The organism is Streptomyces sp. NPDC001606 (assembly GCF_053596835.1).
Genome location: NZ_JBSFHC010000010.1, coordinates 111,095 through 134,707 on the forward strand (window position 1 = coordinate 111,095; position 23,613 = coordinate 134,707).

A 23,613-nucleotide genomic window follows, 5' to 3' on the forward strand; every position below is an offset into this window, starting at 1 on the left:
CCGCTGGAATCGTCGGGTTGGCGGCCGACGCCGTGGCAGCAGGGATCAGAGCGGACACAGCACAGGGGGTACATGTGATCGTCGTCAGCGGAGCGACGGGCACCGTCGGGGCGCGGGTCGTCACCGGTCTGAAGGACCGGGGCGTGGCGGTACGGCCGCTGGTGCGCGCGGGCTCGGCGGTTCCGGCCGACTGGGGCCCGGAGGTCGTCCCGGCGGTCGCCGACTTCACCGACCCGGCGTCGCTGGACGCGGCCCTGGCCGGTGCCGATGCGGTGTACCTGCTCGTGGCGGTCCACCCGGACATGGCGGAGCACGAGCGGAACGTCGTGGACGCCGCCGTCCGTACCGGCCGCCGTCCGCGCGTCGTGCTGCACGCGGCCGCCGGGATCGGGCAACGGCCGGACGGCGTACGGTTCCTGGCCGCGCACAGCAGCGGACTCGACCACCTGGCCGGCAGCGGACTGCCGTGGACGGTGCTGGCTCCGAACGGGTTCTTCCAGAACTTCCTGGGCATGGCGGAGGCGGTGCGCGGCGGGCGGCTGGCCCTGCCGGGCGGCGCGGGCGCGGTGTCGTACGTCGACACGCGGGATGTCGCGGCCTCGGCCGTGGAGGTGCTGACCGGGGACGGGCACGACGGCGCGGTCTACACGCTGACCGGTCCGGCGGCCCTGTCGCACACGGAGATCGCCGGCCTGCTCGGCGGGGCGGTCGGGCACCCGGTGGGGTACGACGCCGTACCGCCCGAGGAGGCGCTCGCCGGGATGCTCGCCGCGGGCTGGGACCCCTGGCGGGCGGAGGGGCTGGTCGAGCTGTACGGCCTCTACGCGTCCGGGGCGGCCGGCGCCGTCACCGACGACGTGGAGAAGCTGACGGGCCGGCCCGCGCGGTCCTTCGCCGACTTCGCGGCCGAGCACGCCGCCGCCCTGCGCGGAGAGGCACACCACTGAACGGACGGCCACGGCGGCTGGTGGTGGGCATCAGCGGCGCCACCGGCATCGCCTACGGGATCCGGGTCCTGGAGCTGGCTCGCACGGCCGGGGTCGAGACGCACCTGGTGGTGACGCCCGCGGGCCAGCAGACCAGGGCGTACGAGACCGACCTGGACGCGCGCGAGCTGGCCGCGCTGGCGGACGTCAGCCATCGGCCGGCCGACATCGGGGCGGCGATCGCCTCGGGGTCGTTCCGGACCGACGGCATGATCGTCGCGCCCTGTTCGGTGCGGACGCTGTCCACGATCGCGTACGCGGGCGGCGACAACCTGCTCACCCGGGCCGCGGACGTGACCCTGAAGGAACGCCGGCGACTGGTTCTCCTGGTCCGTGAGACCCCGCTGACCCTGGCGCATCTGCGGGCGATGACCGCGGTCACCGAGGCGGGCGGGATCGTGATGCCCCCGGTGCCCGCCTTCTACCTGCGCCCCGGCACGGTCGAGGACATCGTCGACCACACCGCCGGCCGCGCCCTTGACCTGCTCGGCATCGAGGTGCCCGGGCTCCCGCGCTGGGACGGCAGTCCGCCCGGCGCCGACTCGACGAGGAATCCCCGTGACACATCTGCGCAGTCTGCGTGAGTTCATCGCGGAGCTGGCCGCGATCGGCGAGGTCAACGAGATCGACACCGAGGTCGACTGGAACCTGGAGATCGGTGCGGTCATCCGCCGCTCGTACGACCTGAGGGCGCCCGCGCCGCTGTTCACCCACATCACCGGCTACACCGGCACCGGCTTCCGGGTGTTCGGCGCACCCGGGGGCCTGTCCGGCCCCGAGCATCCGCTGGCCCGGATCGCGCTGGCCCTGGGGCTGCCGGCCGAGTCGTCGGGACGGGCGGTCATGGAGGCCGTGGTCGCCGCACGCGGCCGCCCCGGCGTCCCCCCGGTCGAGGTGCCCGCCGCCGGCGCCCCCTGCAAGCAGAACATCCTGCGCGGCGACGACGTCGACCTGTTCGCCTTCCCGACCCCGCTGATCCACGGCAACGACGGCGGGCGGTACATCCAGACGTACGGCATGAACATCGCCCGCACACCCGACGGCTCGTGGACGAACTGGTCGGTCAACCGCATGATGATCGCCGGCCGGGACCGGCTGGCCTGCCTGATCCCCGCACCCCAGCACCTCGGCATCATCCGCGCCCAGTGGGCGGCCCGCGGCGAACCGATGCCGATCGCGCTCGCCCTCGGGGTGGAGCCGGCGCTGCCGTACGCGGGGGCGATGCCGCTGCCCGAGGGCGTGGACGAGAGCCACTTCGTGGGCGCGCTGTTCGGCGAGGGCATCGAGGTGGTGCCCGCCGAGACCGTGGACCTCCAGGTGCCCGCCAGCGCCGAGATCGTCATCGAGGGGCACATCGCCTTCGACGAGACGGTGCAGGAGGGGCCGATGAACGAGTATCCCGGCTACAACAGCGACGAGGCCTCGCCCAAGCCGGTGTTCCACGTCAGCGCGATCACCCACCGGGACGGGGCGATCCTGCCGGTGGTCGCGGCGGGCCCGCCGGTCGAGGAGGACCACACCGGCACCGGGACCATGCACGCCGCGGAGATCCTCTACCAGCTCCGCGCGGCGGGGCTGCCGGCGGCCTCCGCCTGGTTCTCCTACGAGTCCGCGCTGCACTGGCTGGTGGTCTCGGTGGAGCGGGACTGGTACGAGACCCTGGGCATCCATTCCGGGGAACTCGCCCGGAAGGTCGGCGACATCGTCTTCGCGGGCAAGGCGGGCTTCGGTGTGCCCAAGGTGCTGCTGGTCGAGGACGACATCGACATCACCGACGTCAGCGAACTCGTCTGGGCCTTCGCCACCCGCACCCATCCCGAGCGCGGCGAGGTCCACTTCCCGGCCAAGCCCACGGCCGCGCTCTCCGTCTATCTCTCCGAGGCCGAGCAGCACAGCTACCGGGCCGGCAAGGTCGTCCACAACTGCCTGCTCGCCGACCGCTTCCCCAAGGAGCGGCGCCCGGTCAAGGGCAGTTTCACCAACGGCTGGCCGGCCGCCGTACGGCAGCGTGTCCTCGCCAACTGGACCACGGCGTACGGCTATCCGGAGCCGCGGGAGCGGTAGCGGGGGCCCGCTATCCCTCCGCCTTCGCCGGCTGGGGCACCGGGGCCGTGAACTCGCCGGGTTCGAGGTGCGGTCCCGGCTGCCGCTCGGGCTCCCAGGACGTGGTGGTCCGTACATAGCCGTGCACCACCGAGGTCATCGCGAGCAGCAGCAGCGGTCCGGACACCCACGGATGGGCGGCCATCTGCATCGGCAGCCAGCGGTACGACACCAGGAGCACGGCGAAGACCGTCGTACCGTAGGCGACCAGCTGGAGACCCGCGCGGTCCCAGCCGCGGTCGTACGAGCGCACGCCTGCCTCGACGGTGAGCGCGAACACCACGCCGGCGACGAGGTCGGCGCCGTAGTGGTAGCCGAAGCCCAGCGTCGCGGTGAGCGTGGCGACCAGCCAGAACGTGCCCGCGCCCCGCAGCGCCCGGGGGCCCCTGCGGGTGTGGATGAAGATCGCGGTGGCCCATGCCGTGTGCAGGCTGGGCATGCAGTTGCGGGGGGTGATCCCGTCGTACGGCATCGGGTGCGGAGGGGTGAGCGGCGGGGGCGTGTCCGGCCAGAGGTCGGCCACCGCCCAGTGCAGGCCGCCGGTGCCGGAGGCGCCCGGGCCGTAGGCGAAGACCGGGCCGACCATCGGGAAGACCATGTAGACGACCGGCCCGAGCAGCCCGATCAGCAGGAAGGTGCGCACCAGGTGATGGACCGGGAAGCGGCGCTCGGCCGCCACGTTGCGCAGCTGGTACAGCGCGACGACGATCGCGGCCACCGCGAGCTGTCCGTAGACCAGGTGGAGGAGGTGCGAGCCGGCCGAACCGGTTGCCCTGACCACCCGGCCCATCAGCCAGGACGGGTCGCCCAGCGCGTGGTCGGCGGTCGCGACGTACTGGTCGAGCACCGACGGACGGGCCTTGGAGGTGATGAGCAGCCAGGTGTCGCCGATCTTGCGCCCGGCCACCAGCAGCAGGCCCAGCCCGACGCCCTTCAGCAGCAGGGTGCGGTCCCGGCCGGTGCGGCGCGTGACGGCGACGAACGCGCAGCCCGCCATCACCCACACCGCGCCGGTGCCGAAGGGCGCCCCGGCGGGCCCCCCGGCGCCGGCCGCCCACCGCACCAGTGCGAGGACGGCGTCGATGCCGAGGGCGGCACCGGCCGCGATGAACCGCTCCCGCCAGGTGAGCACCACCATCGTCAGCGCGAGACCGCCGTACAGCGGACCCGGCTTCGGGGCGCATATCAGCCCCTTCACCTGGGTGGTGATCGGTCCGGGCTGCCCGTAGCGGCGTGCGACGATCTCCAGTGCGACGAGGAGTGCGAGAGCCGCCGTGGCCGCCACGGACCACAGCACGGCGCGCGGCCGACGCCACGCGGCCGACACACCCCTGTCGCTTATTCGCGCAAACACCCGCATCGCTCTAGACATCGATCATTTGGCCGGTTTGTTCGACTCGGACGGACAGACGAAAACGCGATGACCGTCGTCATCGCGCGATCGGACCATGCTAGCCCTGCGCCGCTGCGCACCCCCCGGGCCAGGTGGTGCCCGGAGCCTGGCAGAGTGAGCCGAGGATTCCTAGTCCCGTCACTACAGAATTTCGGTGCCCGACCGCGCGAGAATGGCTGACGCGTCGTAAAACACATGGGCGCCGCGGGCCGACCTGTGTTAGCGTGATAGCAGTTGCAGTTTTGGTTGCCAGAGAATTTTTTCTTTGCAGAGCTTTCCGGATCTTTCCGGAGGGGTGATCATCGCGGCGACTCGGCCCCGCAAAGTGCGGAGTCCGACACTGCCCCTCTAGGGAGATTCAAATGGCATCCGGCACCGTGAAGTGGTTCAACTCGGAAAAGGGCTTCGGCTTCATCGAGCAGGAGGGTGGCGGCCCGGACGTGTTCGCCCACTACTCGAACATCGCCACCCAGGGCTTCCGTGAGCTTCAGGAAGGCCAGAAGGTCACCTTCGACGTCACGCAGGGCCAGAAGGGCCCGCAGGCGGAGAACATCCTTCCCGCCTGACGCTGACACACAGCGTCGCGAGCCGGCGGCTCGCACCTCACGTGGCTGGGGCCCGCGCTCTTGGGGCGCGGGCCCCAGCCCGTTCTCTTTTCCCCGGCTCATTCTTGCGAATCCTCGTACGGTCATCACCGTCGGAAGGAATTCCGCGATACGCCGCATCGAGGAAGGTTCCTCCATGAACCGCAGGCCCCGTCGCACCGAGGGCAATTCCGGTGGCTTCCGCACCGAAAAAAGGTCCGCGCGGACGGGGAAGAAGGGCCGGACAGCGCCCTCCGCCGCGCCCCGGCAGGAGTTCGCCCTGCCGGTCACCCTCACCGAACCGCTGCCCGCGGTCGAGACGTTCGCCGAGCTGGACATGCCCGACCGGCTGCTGGCCGCCCTCGACGCCGAGGGCGTGACCGTGCCCTTCCCGATCCAGGCGGCCACCCTGCCGAACGCCCTGGCCGGCCGGGACGTCCTGGGCCGCGGCCGCACCGGCTCGGGCAAGACGCTCGCCTTCGGCCTGCCGCTGCTGGCCCGCCTGGCCGGGCAGCGCGCCCAGCCCCGGCAGCCGCTCGCCCTCGTCCTCGTCCCCACCCGGGAACTGGCCCAGCAGGTCACCGACGCCCTCACCCCCTACGCCCGCGCCCTGCGCCTGCGGCTCACCACCGTGGTGGGCGGCCTGTCGATCGGCCGGCAGGCGAGCGCGCTGCGGGCCGGCGCCGAGGTCGTCGTCGCGACGCCCGGCCGCCTCCGGGATCTCGTCGACCGGCAGGACTGCCGGCTGGACGAGGTCGCCGTCACCGTCCTGGACGAGGCGGACCAGATGACCGACATGGGCTTCATGCCGCAGGTGACCGCGCTGCTCGACCTCGTCCCCGCCGGCGGACAGCGGCTGCTGTTCTCGGCCACTCTGGACCGCAACATCGACAAGCTGGTCCGCCGCTACCTGCACGACCCCGTGGTGCACTCGGTCGACCCGTCCGCGGGCGCCGTCACCACGATGGAACACCACCTGCTGCACGTGCTCGACACCGAGAAGAACACCGCGGCGACCGAGATCGCCGCCCGCGACGGGCGCGTGATCATGTTCCTGGACACCAAGCACGCGGTCGACCGGCTCACCAAGCACCTGCTGTCCGTCGGGGTCCGGGCCTCGGCCCTGCACGGCGGCAAGTCGCAGGCGCAGCGCAACCGGACGCTCGCCCAGTTCAAGGACGGCCCCGTCACCGTGCTGGTGGCCACGAACGTCGCCGCCCGCGGAATCCATGTCGACGGCCTCGACCTCGTCGTGAACGTCGACCCCCCGGGCGACCACAAGGACTACCTCCACCGCGGCGGCCGCACCGCACGCGCCGGCGAGTCCGGCACCGTCGTCACCCTGGTGCTGCCGCACCAACGGCGCGCGATGGAACGCCTCATGGCCGACGCCGGTATCGCGGCGCGGCACGTCACGATACGGCCGGGCGAGTCCGAGCTGCACCGCATCACCGGCGCCCGGACCCCCTCCGGTGTGCCCGTCGTGATCGCCGCACCGGCCGACCCGGGTCACGAGCGCGGCAAGCCCGCCGGCCGGCCGCGCCGGAGCCGGACGCAGGGCCGGGCGGAGACCGGCCGGAGCGCCGGCCAGGGCACCGGCCGGGGCACCGGCCGGGGCAGGTCGGGCCGAGCCGCTGCCCGGCCCCGCCGGTCCGCGCCGGGGAACAACGCCTAGGCAAGCGGAAAGCGCCCTTCTTCCCGTCCCCCTGTGGAGGCATCCATGCGCTGTGTCATCGCCCGTTTCCCCTTCGACCTCACCAAGACCGAGGTCGAACGCGCCCTGCACGGCATCACGCCCGAACCCGTCACCGGTCTGTCCGTCACCATCGACGACCAGGTCTTCCCCGTGATGCAGGTCGGCGAGGTGGTCACCCGGCAGAACCGCCGGGACTTCACCTCGGCCGAGATGCGCCGGGCACTGACCCGGCTCGGCTTCACCTGCCACGAGGCACGCCCGGTAGCGCCGGTCACGGACGCCCACGCCGACGGGGACCCGCTCGGCTGGTGAGGCCCTGGGCCGACCCGCCCGCGCCCGCTGAGCAGGACGGCCGGACGCGCACGGCCGGACGCACTCCCTCAGCGGGTACCGGCCGGTTCCTCGGCGGCCGACTCGGCCGCGGCGGCGATGTTGCGGAGCATGCCGCCGAAGACCGCCGCGTGGAAGGGGGCCACGCCCCACCAGTAGGCGTGTCCGGCCAGACCGTGCGGATGGAACAGCGCCCGCTGCCGGTACACCGTGCGCCCCTGCGGGTCACGGCCGACGGTCATCTCCAGCCAGGCCAGGCCCGGCAGCCGCATCTCCGCCCGCAGCCGGAGCAGCCGGCCCGGCTCGATCTCCTCCACCCGCCAGAAGTCCAGGCTGTCGCCGACCCGCAGCCGGTTCGCGTCCCGGCGGCCCCTGCGCAGGCCCACACCGCCCACCAGGCTGTCCAGCCATCCCCGCAGGGACCAGGCCAGCGGTGCGGAGTACCAGCCGTTCTCGCCGCCGATCCCCTCGACCACCTGCCACAGCACCTGCGGTGACGCCGCGACCGTGCGCTCACGGTCGTCCGTGTAGAGGCTTCCGCCCGCCCAGCCCGGGTCGGTGGGCAGCGGGTCGCTGGGGGCGTGCGGGGTCGAGGCGGAGGACCACCGGGTCGCCACGTCGGCGTTCTGCACCCGCCGCAGCGCCAGCCGGATCGCCCGGTCCAGTGCGACCGGTCCCTCCGGGGGGTCCGGCACATAGCGGGCGATGTCCCGCTCGGCGCAGACCACCTCGTGCCGCAGCGACTCGACCAGCGGGCGGGCGAGGGCGCCCGGTACCGGGGTGATCAGACCGACCCAGAGGCTGGACAGCCGCGGGCTGAGCAGCGGCACCGGGAGGATGACGCGCCTCGGCAGGCCGGCGACGGCCGCGTACCGCTGCATCATGTCCTGGTACGTGACGATGTCCGGGCCGCCGATGTCGAAGGTGCGGTTCACCTCGTGGGGCAGCCGGGCGCACCCCACGAGCAGCCGGAGCACGTCGCGTACGGCGATCGGCTGGATGCGGGTGCGCACCCAGCGCGGGGTCACCATCACGGGGAGCCGCTCGGTCAGATACCGCAACATCTCGAACGACGCCGAACCCGACCCGATGATCACGGCTGCCCGCAGTACGGCGGTGGGCACCTCGGAGGCCAGGAGGATGCGGCCCACTTCGGCGCGGGACCGCAGGTGCGGGGAGAGGTCGGCTTCGGGTACCCCGGCGGGGGTCAGCCCGCCGAGGTAGACGATCCGCCCGACTCCGGCCGCGCGCGCCTGCTCGGCGAAGATCCTGGCCGCGCGCCGGTCGGTCTCCTCGAAACCCCGCCCGGTGCCCAGCGCGTGCACCAGGTAGTAGGCGACGTCCGTGCCGTCCATCGCCGCGCGCACGGACGCCTCGTCCGTGACGTCCCCCTGTACGGCTTCCACCCGCCCGGCCCAGGGATGGTCCCGCAGTTTGCCGGGCGAGCGGGCCAGGCAGCGCACAAAGTGCCCGGCGGCGAGCAGTTCCGGCACCAGCCGGCCGCCCAGGTAGCCGGTGGCCCCGGTCACCAGACAGCGCAGCGGCGGCCCGTCGGCGGTCATGCCGGCCGCCTGTGCCGGGGTCGGCTGTGCCGTGAGGACGCCATGGCTCCCATGCTTGGCCCGGGGTACCGGCTCTGCAACTGCGGCGCACGTCCGTTCGTCACCAGTTGAGGGCGTCGTCCATCGACTGCTGCCAGTAGGTGACCTTGAGCGAGTCGTCCACGTAGACACCCTTCGCGGGCAGCGACGGCCGGGCGGCCGCTCCCACGCTTCCGTTGCCGGAGGCGCCGTAGAAGTAGACGGTCAGGGAGTTCACGGTGTGGCCGTGCGAGGCCTGGCCGTCGGTGGCGGAGAGGTTCACGGACGCGTACCCGGACTCGCCGGGCTTGAGCGTGACCACCGCCTGCGGGTGCGACTCCTTGATGACCGGCGGCACGGCCTGGGCCTCGCCGAACCGGACGGCCGGGTAGCCGTAGAGGTAGCAGGTCCGGGTGCCGGTGTTGGTGACCGTGAGCAGCATGTGGTTCACCGGGCGGTTCAGCGGGGCCGCGACCGTCCTGGTGTTGGAACCCTCGCAGATGACCGGCTTGCCGGAGGAGCCGGCCGGCTTCGGTGCGGAGGAGTGCGCGGAGGGCGTGGCGTTGGTGGTGGGGCGGGAATGCGCCGAGGGTGTCGAACCGGCGGTGGGCGTGGCGCCCGAGGAGTGGCTCGGGGCGGCGGAGGAGCCGGCGCTGCCGGAGTGGTGCGCGGTCGTGGAAGCGGTCGGCGCGGCCCCCTCGTCCTTGGTGCCCGATCCGTTGTTGCACGCGGTCAGGGAGAGGGCGGCGAGAACGGTGGTCGCGGCGGCTGCGGCGAGGCGGGTGCGGGTGGTGCGGAATCCGGACATGTTGGCCGTGCCCCTTCGGAGTTCGGGTGGCGGTGGTGATTGGATGACCCGAGCTTGTGCGGTGATCCGTCCCAACTGCCACGCCCAGCGGGCGGTTCGGGACGCCGGAACGCGAAATCGCGCTCTGACCAGGGGCGAAGCAGTGTTCCTGGAATGCTCGAACGGGATGCGGAGGCAAGGGGGATGAGGTGTCGGGGGCGACGGAGGCGTTCGCGCGCCTGCTGCGGGAACTGAAGGACCGCTCGGGGCTCAGCTACGGGACGCTGGCCAAGCGTCTGCACATGAGCGCCTCGACGCTGCACCGCTATTGCAGCGGCGCCGCGGTGCCGGTCGAGTACGCACCGGTGGAACGCCTGGCCAGGCTGTGCCGGGCCACACCGGAGGAGCTGGTGGAGCTGCACCGCCGCTGGATCCTGGCGGACGCGTCCCGCAGCCGCAGAACGGACCAGCCGCCGGCACCGGCCCCGGCACCGGCCCCGCTGGAAACGGGCGAAGTCCCGGACGAGGACGAGGCCACCGAGGACACCGGGCAGGCCGGAATCGAAGACAGTGGCCGGGATGGGGACGAGGGAAGTGCCCCGACCGGCGAGACGGTCGGCGAGGAGACGCCTGCGCGGCGTCCGTTCCGGCTTCGGCAGCGCCGTACCGTACTGATCGCCTCCGTCGCCGTGGCCGCCGCGCTGGGAGCCGTGCTGCTCACCGTGCGGCCGCAGCCCGGCGGCGGGAGCGCTGCGGTGGACCGGCGGGCGGCCGCCCCCACCGAGGAGACCGCCCGGCCGACGGCGACGGCCTCCCCACGCAGGCCCTCCACCCACCCGACCCCCAGCAGCACCCCTGCACCGGTCTCCCCCTCCCCCAGCCGGTCCGGCCCGGCGAAGGACGACCACCGGCGCCCCGCGCCCCCGCCCAACGGCGACAGCACCGGAGGCGCCGTACCGCTCACCGTCGGCACCCGTCCCTACGTGTACGAAAGCCCGTGCAGCCAGCACTTCCTCGTCGACAGCGAACCCGCGCAGGTCGGCCCGCCGGCGGGCGAGGAAAACGCGCCGCGCTGGACCGCCGCGTACGGCGCGGTCGCCTCGGACGAGCAGCGGGTCGCGCTCACCGTCCAGGGCACCGGCGCGGACACCGTCGTCCTGGAGGCGCTGCACGTACGCGTCCTCGCCAAGGGCGCGCCCCTCGCCTGGAACGACTACTCGATGGGCGTCGGCTGCGGCGGTGGCGTCGAGACCGAGTCCTTCGACATCGACCTGGACGACGGCAGTCCCACGGTCACCGTCAAGAACGGCCAGCGGGACTTCCCGTACAAGGTCAGCGAGTCGGACCCGGAGGTCTTCTACGTCACCGCCCACACCAGGGCGCACGACGTCCGCTGGGACCTCTCCCTGGACTGGTCCAGCGGCGCCCGGCACGGGACCGTGCACATCGACAACGCCGGTACGCCGTTCCGTACCAGCGCCGACGTGGGCCGGCCGGGCTACGACTATCCGCTGGGCAGCGGCGAGTGGATCAAGCGGACGGGCTGATCCGCGCGGGCGCGGCCGGAGTATCGCCCTGCCCCTGAAGGACGTACCGCTGCCCCCGGTTCTGCCCCCGTGGGCGTTCCGGCGCGGCGCCCCGCGGGCCAGCCTGGTGTCGGCCTCTGTCCGAACGCCAACTGGGTCCGAACGCCAAGGAGACGTCCATGCGGGCACACGGGAAACGAGCGGATCAGACCGAGACCCCGCAGCCGCCTGCGCGGGCGGCCGACCACAGACAGCAGACCGCGGCCCAGCAGACCGCGCCCCCGCAGACGGCGGCCCAGCAGACCGCGGCCCCGCAGACCCTGTCCGGTCACCGGCCGCCCCTCGCTCCCGCGACGGTCGCGGCGCTGGGGAGCACGGCCGGCAACACCGTGGTGCTGCGGGCCCTCGCCCGGGAGCGGGAGGCGGCGGCCCCGGTCCAGCGGTCGAGCGTCCAGGACGTGCTGCGCAGCCCCGGCAGGCCGCTGGACGACGAGGTCCGCGCCGACATGGAGGGGCGTTTCGACACCGACTTCTCCGACGTCCGCGTGCACACCGGCCCCGCCGCCCAGCGCTCGGCCGCCGAGATCGGGGCCCGCGCCTACACCTCCGGGCACCATGTCGTCATCGGCGAGGGCGGTGCCGACCGGCACACCCTCGCGCACGAGCTGACACATGTGCTCCAGCAGCGCCGGGGGCCGGTGGCGGGCACCGACGACGGCAGCGGGCTGAGGATCTCCGACCCCGCCGACCGGTTCGAACGCGAGGCCGAGGCGCAGGCGCACCGCGTACTGCGCGAACCCCCGCCCGTCCAGCGCGCGGAAGCGGAGTCCGTGCAGGCGGCCGAAGCGGTACGGCAGCCGAGGGCGGTCGCGGCGCAGAGTGTGCAGCGCACCCACTACGAGCCGGGGGACACGGTCACCGCGAACCCCGGCTTCTCGGTCACCCTGCAAGCGACCCTGAACGGGGTCGCCATCGGCACGTTCAGCAGCGAGACGACCCCGTACTCACCCGGTGACCACGCCGAGGACCAGCTGGTGGACGAGATCGAGGCGAGCATCGGCGGCCTCTACGGGAACCCCGCCGTGCAGCAGGCGCTGAACGCGGGCCAGGGGGGAGCGCACACCCTTGACATCAGTCTCACCGCGAGTCCCTGCTCCACCGCCCGGGGCACCTGCACCAAGATCGACGGGGCGGAGGGCTGCTCGGAGCGGCTCATCGCCCTGGCGCAGCACGGCTATCAGGGGCACACGTTCACCATCACCGTGCGCGCCCACCACCTCTACCAGCCACGGCTCGAAGGCGTCGACTCCCGGCAGGCGTCCCAGCAGGCCGTCGGTGACATGACGGCCGCTGGGATCACCGTGCAGATCGGCTGACCGGGCCCGGACCGACTCCCCGTCAGCCGGTGCGGAAGCGCCCGTTCAGCCGGTGAAGAAGCGCTCGTCGAAGGCGATGGCCGCCAGCCGGTCCATGCTCAGCGCGGGCTTCGGACGGGTCACCGGGGCGCTCTCGGCATACGAGTTGACCTCCCGCACCAGCACCCGGCGGCCGTCCGGGCGCAGCGTGTCGACCAGCCACACCGAGGCCGAACCACCCTTCTCGGAGCGGCCCTTGACCTTCTTCACCTTGGTGCCGTCGGCGAGGGTGGTGGCCTCGCAGTCACCGGAGACACCGGCGCAGCCCATGTGGGCGGCGAGGTCGGCGGTCATGTCGTACTGCGCGTCGACCTCCACCATGTTCTTGCCGTGGCCGTCGTCGAAGACCAGCTGGACCAGGCCGGGGCCCGGATTCAGGTCGGAGACGGTGCCGCCGTGCGGCAGGTGCGACCTCAGCACGCTCGTCATACGGCCGCCGGGGACCTGCTTCCGGCCGCTGGAGGGGCTCGTGGAGGGGGTCTTCTCGGGGGCGGGCAGCGCGGCGATCGCCTTGTTCCACGCGGGGCTGCGCACGATGCCGGCCAGCCGGTCGAGGGACAGCAGCGGAGCGGACCCGCCGGACGAGCCCTTCTCGCCGCCACCGCCGTACTCGTTCACCGTCAGCTGCACCCCCTTGGCCGTGGTGAGCACCACGTACCAGCGCTGCTGTCCGGTGTCGCTGTTGGGGTAGGTGAACGACTTGGTGGTGTTCAGCACCGCGCCGCCGGGGAGCTTCCGGGTGGTGCACGTGTCGTACGGCCGCACCTCCACCGGCATGCAGCCGCCCTGGCCCTGCTGGTCCAGGGGGATGCCCGGGGTCAGCCGGGAGAGGGCGATGTCGAGGCCGGAGGAGCCGTCGGCGGTGGAGTAGGTGAGCTTGGCCGTCGGGTCGCCCTCCTCGCTGCCCCGGCCGGAGGCCTCGGAGACGGTGCCGCCGGGCGGCAGCAGGCTCTTCAGCGTGCGGACCATGTCCTCGGCGCTGACGGGCGCCGGTGCCGGGGCGGGCGTCCGGCCGGTGGACGGCGCCGCGGCGCTCGTCCGGCCGGTCGGGCCGTCCCCGCCCCGGCCGCCGAAGGCGTCCGTGACCAGCAGGGTGCCGCCCGCGACGGCCACCGCGCAGACGGTCGCGGCGGCGACCTGGGCGGCGCGGACCACCCGCATCCGGCGGCCCCGCGCGACGGACCGGCGCACCAGGTCGGCGGAGTGCGGCGGGAACTCGCCGGTGGCGCCGCGCAGCGCACGGGCGAGCTGTTCCTCGAGGTCTTCGGTGCGTGCCATGGTGGCTCTCCGTTCGTCTGGGGCGTCGGTCGGAGCGGGGGCGGGCGAGAGATGCCGCCGGGCCGTGCCCGTCATGCGGCGAGGTCCGCCAGCTCGTCGCCGAGCAGGGCACGCAGCCGCTCCAGGGCGCGCATACAGCGGACCCGGACGGTCACCGGGGACAGCTGGAGGACCTGGGCGGTCTCCTCCACCGAGCGGTCCTCCCAGTAGCGCAGCACCAGCACGGCACGGTCCTTGGCCGTCATCCGGGCCAGGCCGTCCAGCAGGGCCAGCCGCAGCTCCGCGTCCCGCGCCGGACCGGCGGTCGTGTCCGGCAGCCGGTCGCTGGGCCGCTCGCCGGAACTGCGGAGGCGGCGCTGCGAGATGAACGTCCGCACCAGCACGGTGTTGGCGTAGGCCACCGGGGACTCCACCCGGTTGATCCGCCGCCAGGAGCGGTACATCTTGGCGAGGGTCTCCTGCACCAGGTCCTCGGCGAGGTGCCAGTCGCCCGTGAGCAGGCAGGCGGTCCGGAACAGCGGCCCGCTGCGCGCGGCAGCGAACTCCAGGTAGTCCGCGGGTGCTTCCCTCACCGTGTGTCCCTTCGTGGTCGGACGTCACCCCGTACACGCCCCGGCCCCGCTGCCGCGTTACACGCGCTCAGAGACGGTCGGTCAGGTCCTCCGCGTAGACCTGGGACAACGGCTGCGGGCCCACGTACTGCTGGCAGTTGCACTCGCCGGCCTCGTAGCGCACCGGCTTCTTGTTCTCGTCCCAGGCGGTGGGGACCTCCACCCGCTCGTGGCAGCGGCCCTGCTTGTCGTGCTTGGCCAGATGGTGCGTGCACCCGCACACCGGCTCCGGCGTCCGCTGGGACGCCTCCACGGCGAGACGTTCCTGCCGGGCCGCGTTCAGCAGCTCCAGCTTGCGCTCGTGCCGGTTGCGCAACGCCGTACGGACGGTGTCGGCCGCCCAGGCGAAGCCCCCCGTCCAGAAGGCGATCATCACCCACCAGAACCAGTCCACGGTTCCACCTTCCCCCTGTGTCCCCCGGATTCCCCCGGATTCCCCGTGCGCCGCAGGTCACGCGGTCGCCCGTCCAGGATAGGAGCAGGACGGGACCGGACGCCGGTGCCGGTGGCTACTCTTCACCCGTGACCATCGAGCTGGCCCTGCTGACCCAAGTCTCCTGCCACGGGCGGGAAATCACCGCGCCCAGGCTGCGCGGCCTGCTCGCGCTGCTCGCCGAGGATCTGCGCGGCGGATGCAGCACCGGACAGCTGGTGGCCGGGCTGTGGCCGGACGAGCAGCCGGAGCGGCCCGGCAAGGCGGTGCAGGTCCTGGTGTCCCGGCTGCGCGCCCAGGTCGGCGCCGACCTGGTCGTCAGCACCCCGGCCGGCTACCGGCTGGCGCTGGACGAGACCCAGGTCGACAGTTCCCTGCTGCCCCGGCACGAGGCGGCCGCCGCCGAACACGCCCGGGCCGGCGACCACGCGGCCGCCCTCGCCGAGGCCGAGGCCGGACTCGCCCTGTGGGACGGCTCGCTGGGCGCCGCCGCCGGGGAGGAGCTGTACGACCCGGTGGCGGCCCTGCGCGCCGCCCGGCTGCCGTCCCTGCACGCCCTCGCCCGCGCCCGGGCGCTCGCGCTCGCCCGGCTCGGCCGGCGCGAGGAGGCCGCGGGCCCCCTCGCCGAACTGGCCCGGGAACACCCGCGGGACGAGGAACTGCTCGCCGAGCTGCTGCGCTGCGAGGCGGCCGGCGCCGGCCGGGCGGCGGCCCTCACCCGGTACAACGACTACCGCCGCGCCCTCCGCGACGAGCTGGGCACCGATCCCGGCCCCGCGCTGCGCGCCGTCTACCAGGAGCTGCTCCGCGCCGACGCGGCGCCGGTCCGGCACGGGGTGCCGCACGAACCGAACCCGCTGCTCGGCCGGGACGCGGACATCGCCGCCGTGACCGGCCTGCTGCGCACCAACCGGGTGGTCACCGTCACCGGCCCCGGCGGGCTCGGCAAGACGAGGCTGGCCCACGCGGTCGGCCGGGCCGCCGAACAGCCCGTCGTGCACTTCGTCCCGCTGGCCGGCGTCACCTCCGACGACGACGTGACCGGCGAGGTCGCCTCGGCCGTGGGCGCCGGGGACGGACGGCAGCCGGGCGGCCCGCCGGACGTCGTACGCGGCATCGCCACCGCGCTCGGCCCCGGCCCCGCGCTGCTGGTGCTGGACAACTGCGAGCAGGTGATCGCCGGAGTCGCCGGCCTGGTCCAGGCGCTGGTGTCCCGCTCCAAGGAACTACGGGTACTGGCCACCAGCCGGTCCCCGCTCGGGCTGTCCTCGGAGGCCGTCCACCCGCTGGCCGAGCTGTCCCTGACCACCTCCGTGGAACTCTTCGAGCAGCGGGCGCGGGCCGCCCGGCCCGGCGTGGAACTCCCCGCCGACCAGGTCGCGGAGATCTGCCGGCACCTGGACGGGCTGCCGCTCGCGGTGGAACTCGCCGCCGCCCGGGTGCGGGTGCTGTCGGTGGCCGACATCTCCCGCCGGCTGCGCGACCGCTTCACCCTGCTGCGCGGCGGCGCCCGCGACGCCCCCGCCCGGCACCGCACCCTGCACGCCGTGGTCGAGTGGAGCTGGAACCTGCTGGAGCCGGACGGCCGCGCGGCGCTGCGCGCCCTGTCGGTGTTCCCCGGCGGCTTCACCGAGGAGGCCGCCGAGTACGTGCTCGACGGCGACGGCGACACCCTGGACCTGCTGGAGCAGCTGGCCGGCCAGTCCCTGATCAAGGTGGACGACCGCCCGTCCGGGACGCGCTTCCGCATGCTGGAGACGCTCCGCGAGTTCGGTACCGCCCGGCGCGCCGAGGCCGGTGAGGAGGAGGCGGTCGCCGGCCGCTTCCTGTCCTGGGCCCGGGACTTCGGCCGCGCCCACCACGATGTGCTCTTCGGCGCCGACCCGCGGCACTCCTGGATGCGGGTACGGGCCGAGCAGGACAACCTGGTGCTGGCCCTGCGGCACGCGCTGGCCCGCGCCGACGGGCCCGCCACCGCCGCGCTCACCGCCGTACTGGCCTCCCTGTGGTCCACCGACTCCAACTACGCGCGGCTCGCCGCCCTGGCCGCCGAGACCGGCGGGCCCCTGTCCCGGTACCGTCCCGACCCCGGGCATCCGCAGGACGTGGAGGCCGCCCGCAGCGCGGCGGCCGTGTGCACGGCCGTGCTGTTCATGGGCCACGGGCCGCGCGCGGTAAGGCAGTTGGCCACCCTGCGCCGGCTGCCGCCCGCCGCGCCGGACACCGTGCTGCGGGCGCTGGCCGCCGTGCTGAGCGCCGTACCGGAGATCCGTGCGCCGCAGTACACCCGGCTGCGGGAGCTGTGCGAGGCCGCCGAGCCGCTGCTGGCGGGGGTCGCGTCGGCCGTGGCCAGCTATGTGTGGGAGTCCGAGCACGAGACGGAACGCGCGCTGGAGTACGCCCGCCGGATGCTGGAGAAGCTGGAGCCGTCCGGCAACCCGTCCATGCTGCTGATGGCCCACGGGCGGGTCAGCGAGTTGTGCCTCCAGTCCGAGCGGGGCGCGGAGGCGTACGGCCATCTGCGGGCCGCGCTGGCGCTGGACGGGTTCGGCGACGGGTCGGACGCGCTGGGCATCCGCTGGGGGCTGGTGCTGGCCTGTCTGCAACGCGGGGAGGTCGACGAGGCCGAGTACTGGCTCGGGCTCATGGCGCTGGACCGGAAGAGCGACTCGGCCGACATCTACACCTTCGACCTGCCGGTCCGCGCCGAGATAGCGCTGGCCCGGGGGCTGACCGAGCTGGGGCTCGGGCTGTGGCGCCAGGTGGTGGAGCGGATACGGGAGAGCAGCCTGCTGTACGCCGACGACCCGTTCGCGGACACCTGGGGGCTTCAGCTCCAGTCGGCCGCGCTGGCGGCGCACGCCCAGCACGGGCGGCTGGAGCCGGTGGCGGCGCTGGCCGGGCAGCTGCGGGACCGGCTGCTGCGGCTGCTCGCGGGCAACCCCGACGACCCCGCCCCGGTGGAACTGCCGGTGTACGGCACGGTCCTGCTGGCCCTCGCCCAGGCCTCGCTCGCCGGGGGTGCCACGACGGCCGTACGGCTCATCGCGCTCACCGAACGCATGCCGGTGGTGCGGGAGTTCCCGGTGCTGTCCTCGGCCCGCGCCCGGCAGGCCGCCGAACAGGCCGACAGGGCGGCGTACGACGAGGCGAGGTCGTCGTACACCGCCCTGGGGCGGGAGGAGCTGCGGGCCGCGGCCCTGCACGAACTCACCGCCGCGGCTCGCGGTTGAACCGGGCCCGGGACCAGAAGTAACCCAGCACGGCGAAGCCGAGGAACCAGGCGACGGACAGCACCGCGTCCCGGGTGCCGATCGGGCTGCCCAGCAGCAGTCCGCGCAGGGTCTCGATGGCGGGCGTGAAGGGCTGGTACTCGGCGAACCAGCGGAACCAGCCCGGCATGGCGTGCACCGGCACGAACGCGCTGGACAGGAACGGCAGCATCACCAGCGGGTAGCCCATGTTGCTGGCGCCCTCCGGGTTGGGGCTGATCAGACCCAGACCGACCGCGATCCAGGTCAGGCCCAGGCTGACCAGCGCCATCAGCCCGGCCGCCGCGAGCCACTGAACCGGTGTGGCGTCGGGCCGGAAGCCGATGGCCAGCCCGATGCCGAGGACGAGCACCAGCGCCGCCATCGTCTGGATGACGCTGCCGACCACATGCCCGGTCAGCACGGAGGTGCGGGAGATCGCCATGGTGCGGAAGCGGGCCATGATGCCCTCGGTCATGTCGGTGCACACGGACACCGCGGTGCCCAGCGAGGTCATGCCGGCGGTCAGGAAGAGGATGCCGGGGACGAGGTAGGCGACGTAGTCGGACCGGTTCGCGTGACCGCCGTTGATGCCGGCGCTCATCACGTTGCCGAAGACGTAGACGAACAGCAGCAGCAGGATGACCGGGGTGAGCAGCAGGTTCAGGGTGAGGGAGGGGTAGCGGCGGGCGTGCAGGAGGTTGCGCCGCAGCATGGTGAGGTTGTCGCGGAGGGTGTGGGTGGGGGCGGGGGTGCTCATCGGGCGGTCGTCTCCTCGGTGCGGGCGGGAACGGTGGTGTTGCCGGTCAGGGCGAAGAACACGTCGTCCAGGTCGGGGGTGTGCACGGACAGCTCGTCTGCCTCGATGGCGGCGGCGTCCAGCCAGTCGAGGATGGCGCGCAGCTCGCGCTGGCTGCCGTCGCTGGGGATCTGGAGGGTGAGCGACTCGTCGTCCCGGCTGGTCTCGCGCAGCGCGGCGGCCGCCCGCTCGTAGGCCACCGGGTCGGAGAAGCGCAGCCGCACATGGCCGCCGGGCACGAGCCGCTTCAGCTCCGCGGGGCTGCCCTGGGCGACGAGCCGGCCGCCGTGCAGCACCGCGATGCGGTCGGCGAGCTGGTCGGCCTCCTCCAGGTACTGGGTGGTGAGCAAGACGGTGGTGCCGGAGGCGACCAGCTCGCGGATGATCTGCCACATGGTGTGCCGGGAGCGCGGGTCGAGTCCGGTGGTCGGCTCGTCCAGGAAGATGATCCGCGGCGCGCCGACCAGGGTCATCGCGATGTCCAGCCGGCGCCGCATGCCGCCGGAGTAGGTGGAGGCGGGCTTCCGCGCGGCCTCGACCAGGTCGAACCGCTCCAGCAGCGCGTCCGTCACCCGCCGTCCCTCGGCCCGGGGCAGATGGTGCAGGTCGGCCATCAGCAGCATGTTCTCCTCGCCGGTGATGAGGCCGTCCACGGCGGAGAACTGCCCGGTGACCCCGATGGCACCGCGGACGGCCTGCGCCTCGCGGACCAGGTCGTACCCGGCGACCCGCGCCTCGCCGCCGTCGGCGGGGACCAGCGTGGAGAGGATGTTGACCGCGGTTGTCTTGCCCGCGCCGTTCGGCCCGAGGAGGGAGAAGATCGTACCGGCGGGCACCTCGATGTCGATGCCGTCGAGGACCGTCTTGTCCCCGTAGGACTTGCGCAGTCCGCTCGCCGCGATCGCGGCTTCGTCGTAGCTCGTCGTCATGGAACAGAGCGTGCGGCCGGGCGGGTTCAGAACGGCTTCAGCCCGGTTTCAGCACGGGCCGCCCCGGTTTCAGCGGCCCTCTCGCGGCGACCGATCCACTACGCTCCCCCCGAACAAACACTCGGGGGGTCATATGTTTGCCATGTCCACCAGACGCTGGTGGATCGCAGCCGGTACGACGGCCGTCCTGGCCGGCGGGGTCGGCACCTACACCTACCTCGACGGCGACTGGCCCTCCAGCACACCCCCGCGGCCCGTCACCGGCCTGCGCGACACGATCCAGCACGTCTCCGCCCAGACCACCGAGGCCACCCGCCCGCACCTGGTCAAGACCTGCACGACCGGCACCCGCCGGGTCAGCCACTCCTCGACCACCGGCACGGGCAGCCACCGCACGACCCGCACCTGGTACACCACCGAGCGCTACCGCGACTGCCGCTCGGTACGGCACGGCACGGAGACCTACACCCGGGTCCTCCACCCCGAACGCTGGTGCGTCCGCCTGGACGCCGTCGACGGCGACCCGGCCGACAACGACGTCTGGTACCGGGTCGGCCGCGGCGACTACTACCTGGCGCTGGCCGCGGACTACCACGCCCGCATGAAAGTGACGCCGCTGGACTCGGCCCCGGGCTGCTGAGTGCCCTCGGTCAGCTGCGGAGACCGCCCTGTCGGCGATCAGAGTTCCGGCTTTTCCTCACGGGTGCGGTGCATCCACTCCAGTGGACCGCGCCGCAGGGCCTCTTCGGCGAGGCGCTTGGCGGAGGCCGTCTTCAGCGCGGCGAGGGAAGTGTCGATCCACGCCTGTGTGTGCTGGTTGCCCTGCGCACGGTATTCGACGGCCTGGAGAAGACATTCCAGCTTGTCCGCGTCCCGGGCACAGACGGCTTCCACCGTCTCCCGCCCCTCGTACTCGGCCACCGCGCTGCCCACCACATCGGCCAGCGGCTCGGGCAGTGCCGCGGTCTGGTCCACGGTGACCTCGACATTGGCTGCTGCCTTGAGATACCGCTTGCCCAGGTGGGGAATGTCGGTGGTGCGAGTCTCCTGGCTGTCATGGAAGAGCGCGAGAAACGCGGCGCGCTGCGGGTCGGCGCCCTCCATCGCCGCGACGGCCGACGCGATCACAGCGGTCCGGTGGGAGTGATCCGCGATGCTCTCCGGGTCGGGCACTCCGGCGATCACCCAACCAGTGCGCTTGTAGCGCTTCAGGAGGCCGATCTCATAGAGGAAGTCCACCACCCGCGCATCGTTCTCTGCCATGAATCTCCTTGTCCCCAACGGAACGTCTTCTCGGGCCTGCGGCGTCGCCCAATGCCCCCGCTATATCGGCTACATCCGCTCGTCATCTTCCACGGCCGCCGACCCGGTGTTCCCCAGGCCGTACCACGCACCGATGGCCTGCTTGTAGCCATCCGGCATGTTCAGACCGGGCACCTCGTGCGCACTGAACATGCCCAGCTGCTTGTGCTCGTGGCTGACGACCGGAGGTCGGTCGGGAGTCAGCACGGTGCAACCGTAGGTCACGATCAGTACCCGCCGACCTGGGATGGGCTGGTAGATCCAGACACCACCGTCGATGAGTGGGCCTGCTTTGACCTCCCAGCCGGTCTCCTCCTGGATCTCACGCTCCAGCGCCGCCTCCGGACTGCTGTCCGGCAGCTGAACGCCGTCGACTGTGCCGATCTCCAGGCGGCCTCCGGGCAGTTCCCACTCATCACGCTCGTTCCGCAACAGCAACACGCGATCAAACGCGTCGAGCGCAACGCCCTTCACGGAGACGGGCCAGAGCGGCGGCGTGTACGTCATGACGTCCTCGTCCTGCGGGGTGCGTGCCGGGTCTTCGGAACGTAGCACCCGCGCCCTCACCCGCCGCGCGATCGCCTGATGCCCCGCCACCCAGAACCGGCAGGAAGACAAGCGCGGATGAGTACGACAGCGGATGTGCGGGCCTACGGGCGCGTCGAGGATGACGGGATGACCACTCCGACCCCCGCCCGTGGCCCGGTAACCGCGCTACTCCTCCTGGCTGCGCTGGTCCTGCTGCCCCTGCTGATCGGCCTGTTCTACGTCAGCCAGGACACGCTCGCCTGCTTCGGTCAGGCCACCGCCTGCCGTGGTCAGCGCGCGGCGGTGATGTCGGTGGTGCACGCCGCCATGGCGCTGGTCGCCGGGCCCTGCGCCGGCGCCGCCCTCCTGGGGCTGACCGGCGCCGCCCTCCGCCGCCGTGCCGCCGTCTGGTCGGCGACCGGTGCCCTGCTGGGCGCGATGGCGATGTGGATCGTCGCCCTGCATGTCCTGGGACAGGCCTTCTCGCAGTGGGAGTTCTGAGGGCCGGACGCGCCCGTCGCTATTCGGATACGTCCGTCATCGCATGCCGTCCAGCCGCGATCAGCCGTGCGACGGCGAGCGGCGCGCACAGCTCGGCGGCCGACCTCATCGGCACCGACCAGTAGGAGGCACCTGCCCCCGGGAGGCACCGCGTGCGGCCCACCTGCGGAACGCCCAGATAAGTCCCGTTCCCCAGCACTTCGACGCCCGCCTTCGCGCGCCACTCCGCAGCCGCCTCCTTCCAGCTGCGGGCCATGCTCGCGGGCACGAGGGCGTAGTAACGGCGGCCCTGTGGGTCACAGATGACCGGTCCGCTCCTCAGGGCGTCATCGAGGACGGCGTCGACCTCTTCGGCATCGTCCGTCAGCGCCATCGCGAAGACCAGCCGGCCCGGAATCCGTACAGCGGAGAACAGAGTGCCCAGCGGCAGCAAGGCCACCCCGTTCTCCTGCCACTCAGCCCTGATCCGCTCGTGACTCGCGGCGGGGCAGGTGGCCATCAGCCACTGCTCGACCGCCAGCCGCCGGTCGGCGGTGGAGTGCACCAGCGTGCCCGGCCCCGGTTCGACCGGGCGCAGTGCGGCGGTATGAGGCTCAGGGGTAGCGTTCACGGTGCCGAGGCTCCTTCACAGCGTTGGCCATGCCCCAGGCCGTCAGCGCGGTCGTGGGGGTCTTGTCGTAAGGGATCGTGGCCTGCCGTCAGGGACGAATCTCCCTATGTGTGGGGACAGTTGGGCTCGCTGCCGATAGGGTCACAAGAAGGCCCAAAAGTCCCTGCCCAGGGGGTTGATGTGAACGCCAGACTTCGTTCGGCGATGGCCGAAGCGGGCCTGTCCCCGCGCCAGCTCGCTTACCGGGTGGGGGTATCCCGGAAGCAGGTGGAACGATGGGTTTCGAACGAGGCGTTAACGCCCCATGCCAGGAACCGCGAAGATGCCGCCCGCGCGCTGGGAGTGGACGAGGAAATGATCTGGCCACAGGTGGTCAAGGACCGCATCAAGACCGGAAACGACCGCGAGATCATCCACAGCTACCCGTACCGCACGGCGGCACCGTCCGCCTTGTGGGCGGAGCTGGCGGAAGCAGCCACACGAGAGATCGTGCTGGGCGGGTACACCAACTACTTCTTCTTCACGTCCGTCCCCGCGTTCGCCGACATCCTGCGCCGCAGAGCAGAGGCAGGTGTCGGCGTGCGGATCCTCCTCGGAGATCCGGAGGGCGAGGTGACCCGGCAGCGCGAGGCCGTCGAGGACACGGCACTGAGTGTGTCCACCCGGATCAGGATCACCCTCGAGCACCTGGAACGGCTCGGCCCGCTCGAAGGCCTGGAGACCCGCTACAGCGCGGCCGAGGACGCCGTGAACCACGTCTCCCTGTCCGTCTTCCGCTTCGACGACGACGCGTTGGTGACGCCCCACCTCGCCCGGCTGGTCGGCCATGACTCGCCCCTCCTGCATCTGCGACGCCAGGGCGACGGCGGTATGTTCGACCGCTTCCGCGACCACGCGGAGGAGCTGTGGAGCCGGGGCACCCCCATACAGCGAACGACCACTGTCCCCAAGGCGTGACCACCGAGGTTCAC

23 protein-coding genes are annotated in these 23,613 nt (G+C 72.7%); 12 read left to right on the plus strand and 11 right to left on the minus strand.

Features of this window, described 5'->3' with window-relative positions:
- The first annotated feature begins 74 nt into the window (after window positions 1-74).
- From ACWCV9_RS19780 to ACWCV9_RS19790, 3 genes are read left to right on the plus strand one after another with little or no spacing between them, the layout of a single operon-like run.
- Window positions 75-947 (plus strand): NAD(P)H-binding protein, encoded by an 873-nt coding sequence (locus tag ACWCV9_RS19780; RefSeq protein WP_450788233.1) that lies wholly within the window; start codon window positions 75-77, stop codon window positions 945-947.
- Between the two features lie 20 nt (window positions 948-967).
- Complete coding sequence (locus ACWCV9_RS19785) at window positions 968-1,570, plus strand: UbiX family flavin prenyltransferase (RefSeq protein ID WP_450788235.1); 603 nt, start codon at window positions 968-970, stop codon at window positions 1,568-1,570.
- Window positions 1,545-3,050 (plus strand): UbiD family decarboxylase, encoded by a 1,506-nt coding sequence (locus tag ACWCV9_RS19790; RefSeq protein ID WP_450788237.1) that lies wholly within the window; start codon window positions 1,545-1,547, stop codon window positions 3,048-3,050. Before ACWCV9_RS19785 ends, ACWCV9_RS19790 begins: the two co-directional genes overlap by 26 nt.
- Window positions 3,051-3,060: 10 nt before the next feature.
- Here the strand turns inward: ACWCV9_RS19790 and ACWCV9_RS19795 are convergent, their stop codons facing one another.
- Window positions 3,061-4,461, minus strand: a complete 1,401-nt coding sequence (locus ACWCV9_RS19795; RefSeq protein WP_450788239.1) for a DUF5933 domain-containing protein — start codon at window positions 4,459-4,461, stop codon at window positions 3,061-3,063.
- A gap of 383 nt (window positions 4,462-4,844) precedes the next feature.
- Here ACWCV9_RS19795 and ACWCV9_RS19800 point away from each other — a divergent pair, with 383 nt between their 5' ends.
- From ACWCV9_RS19800 to ACWCV9_RS19810, 3 genes are all read left to right on the plus strand, one after another.
- Window positions 4,845-5,048: a cold-shock protein gene (locus ACWCV9_RS19800; protein WP_385841720.1), complete on the plus strand. Its 204-nt coding sequence runs from the start codon at window positions 4,845-4,847 to the stop codon at window positions 5,046-5,048.
- Between the two features lie 175 nt (window positions 5,049-5,223).
- Window positions 5,224-6,741 (plus strand): DEAD/DEAH box helicase, encoded by a 1,518-nt coding sequence (locus tag ACWCV9_RS19805; protein ID WP_450788241.1) that lies wholly within the window; start codon window positions 5,224-5,226, stop codon window positions 6,739-6,741.
- Between the two features lie 45 nt (window positions 6,742-6,786).
- Window positions 6,787-7,074, plus strand: coding sequence for an SCO5918 family protein (locus ACWCV9_RS19810; protein WP_450788243.1), 288 nt, complete (start codon window positions 6,787-6,789; stop codon window positions 7,072-7,074).
- A 68-nt stretch (window positions 7,075-7,142) separates the two neighbouring features.
- Here the strand turns inward: ACWCV9_RS19810 and ACWCV9_RS19815 are convergent, their stop codons facing one another.
- Together ACWCV9_RS19815 and ACWCV9_RS19820 are read right to left on the minus strand one after the other, a co-directional pair.
- Entirely contained in the window at window positions 7,143-8,654 is a 1,512-nt protein-coding gene (locus tag ACWCV9_RS19815) for an SDR family oxidoreductase (protein ID WP_450788245.1), read from the minus strand.
- 100 nt (window positions 8,655-8,754) lie between these two features.
- A complete protein-coding gene (locus tag ACWCV9_RS19820) occupies window positions 8,755-9,480 on the minus strand; it encodes a DUF4232 domain-containing protein (RefSeq protein WP_450788247.1) in 726 nt (241 codons plus the stop codon).
- A 188-nt stretch (window positions 9,481-9,668) separates the two neighbouring features.
- On the opposite strand from ACWCV9_RS19820, the gene ACWCV9_RS19825 reads away from it, so the two are divergent.
- Both ACWCV9_RS19825 and ACWCV9_RS19830 read left to right on the plus strand, forming a co-directional pair.
- Window positions 9,669-11,006, plus strand: coding sequence for a helix-turn-helix domain-containing protein (locus ACWCV9_RS19825; protein WP_450788249.1), 1,338 nt, complete (start codon window positions 9,669-9,671; stop codon window positions 11,004-11,006).
- 158 nt (window positions 11,007-11,164) lie between these two features.
- Window positions 11,165-12,361, plus strand: a complete 1,197-nt coding sequence (locus ACWCV9_RS19830; protein WP_450788251.1) for an eCIS core domain-containing protein — start codon at window positions 11,165-11,167, stop codon at window positions 12,359-12,361.
- Window positions 12,362-12,406: 45 nt separating this feature from the next.
- Here the strand turns inward: ACWCV9_RS19830 and ACWCV9_RS19835 are convergent, their stop codons facing one another.
- The 3 genes from ACWCV9_RS19835 to ACWCV9_RS19845 form a co-directional block, all read right to left on the minus strand.
- Window positions 12,407-13,678: a hypothetical protein gene (locus tag ACWCV9_RS19835; protein ID WP_450788253.1), complete on the minus strand. Its 1,272-nt coding sequence runs from the start codon at window positions 13,676-13,678 to the stop codon at window positions 12,407-12,409.
- A gap of 71 nt (window positions 13,679-13,749) precedes the next feature.
- Window positions 13,750-14,250, minus strand: coding sequence for a SigE family RNA polymerase sigma factor (locus ACWCV9_RS19840; RefSeq protein ID WP_385841708.1), 501 nt, complete (start codon window positions 14,248-14,250; stop codon window positions 13,750-13,752).
- A 67-nt stretch (window positions 14,251-14,317) separates the two neighbouring features.
- On the minus strand, window positions 14,318-14,683 hold the full coding sequence (locus tag ACWCV9_RS19845) for a hypothetical protein (protein ID WP_450788255.1): 366 nt from the start codon (window positions 14,681-14,683) through the stop codon (window positions 14,318-14,320).
- Between the two features lie 128 nt (window positions 14,684-14,811).
- Between ACWCV9_RS19845 and ACWCV9_RS19850 the strand changes: the two genes are divergently transcribed.
- Window positions 14,812-17,955, plus strand: a complete 3,144-nt coding sequence (locus ACWCV9_RS19850; protein WP_450788256.1) for an ATP-binding protein — start codon at window positions 14,812-14,814, stop codon at window positions 17,953-17,955.
- On the opposite strand, the gene ACWCV9_RS19855 is transcribed toward ACWCV9_RS19850, so the two are convergent.
- Both ACWCV9_RS19855 and ACWCV9_RS19860 read right to left on the minus strand, forming a co-directional pair.
- Window positions 17,933-18,733 carry an ABC transporter permease gene (locus ACWCV9_RS19855; protein WP_450788257.1) on the minus strand — a complete coding sequence of 267 codons (801 nt, stop codon included), beginning with the start codon at window positions 18,731-18,733 and terminating at the stop codon, window positions 17,933-17,935. The two genes, ACWCV9_RS19850 and ACWCV9_RS19855, sit on opposite strands and share 23 nt — an antisense overlap.
- Complete coding sequence (locus ACWCV9_RS19860; RefSeq protein WP_450788259.1) at window positions 18,730-19,701, minus strand: ATP-binding cassette domain-containing protein; 972 nt, start codon at window positions 19,699-19,701, stop codon at window positions 18,730-18,732. Before ACWCV9_RS19860 ends, ACWCV9_RS19855 begins: the two co-directional genes overlap by 4 nt.
- Window positions 19,702-19,843: 142 nt before the next feature.
- Between ACWCV9_RS19860 and ACWCV9_RS19865 the strand changes: the two genes are divergently transcribed.
- Entirely contained in the window at window positions 19,844-20,341 is a 498-nt protein-coding gene (locus ACWCV9_RS19865) for a hypothetical protein (protein ID WP_450788261.1), read from the plus strand.
- Window positions 20,342-20,379: 38 nt separating this feature from the next.
- Here ACWCV9_RS19865 and ACWCV9_RS19870 read toward each other — a convergent pair whose 3' ends face one another.
- Together ACWCV9_RS19870 and ACWCV9_RS19875 are read right to left on the minus strand one after the other, a co-directional pair.
- Window positions 20,380-20,964 carry an HD domain-containing protein gene (locus tag ACWCV9_RS19870; RefSeq protein ID WP_385841691.1) on the minus strand — a complete coding sequence of 195 codons (585 nt, stop codon included), beginning with the start codon at window positions 20,962-20,964 and terminating at the stop codon, window positions 20,380-20,382.
- Between the two features lie 69 nt (window positions 20,965-21,033).
- Window positions 21,034-21,510: an NUDIX hydrolase gene (locus ACWCV9_RS19875; RefSeq protein WP_385841690.1), complete on the minus strand. Its 477-nt coding sequence runs from the start codon at window positions 21,508-21,510 to the stop codon at window positions 21,034-21,036.
- 168 nt (window positions 21,511-21,678) lie between these two features.
- Between ACWCV9_RS19875 and ACWCV9_RS19880 the strand changes: the two genes are divergently transcribed.
- A complete protein-coding gene (locus ACWCV9_RS19880; protein ID WP_450788262.1) occupies window positions 21,679-22,032 on the plus strand; it encodes a hypothetical protein in 354 nt (117 codons plus the stop codon).
- A 19-nt stretch (window positions 22,033-22,051) separates the two neighbouring features.
- Here the strand turns inward: ACWCV9_RS19880 and ACWCV9_RS19885 are convergent, their stop codons facing one another.
- On the minus strand, window positions 22,052-22,642 hold the full coding sequence (locus tag ACWCV9_RS19885) for a hypothetical protein (protein ID WP_450788264.1): 591 nt from the start codon (window positions 22,640-22,642) through the stop codon (window positions 22,052-22,054).
- Between ACWCV9_RS19885 and ACWCV9_RS19890 the strand changes: the two genes are divergently transcribed.
- Entirely contained in the window at window positions 22,619-23,599 is a 981-nt protein-coding gene (locus ACWCV9_RS19890) for a helix-turn-helix domain-containing protein (RefSeq protein ID WP_450788266.1), read from the plus strand. The genes ACWCV9_RS19885 and ACWCV9_RS19890 overlap by 24 nt on opposite strands.
- The last annotated feature ends 14 nt before the right edge of the window (window positions 23,600-23,613 follow it).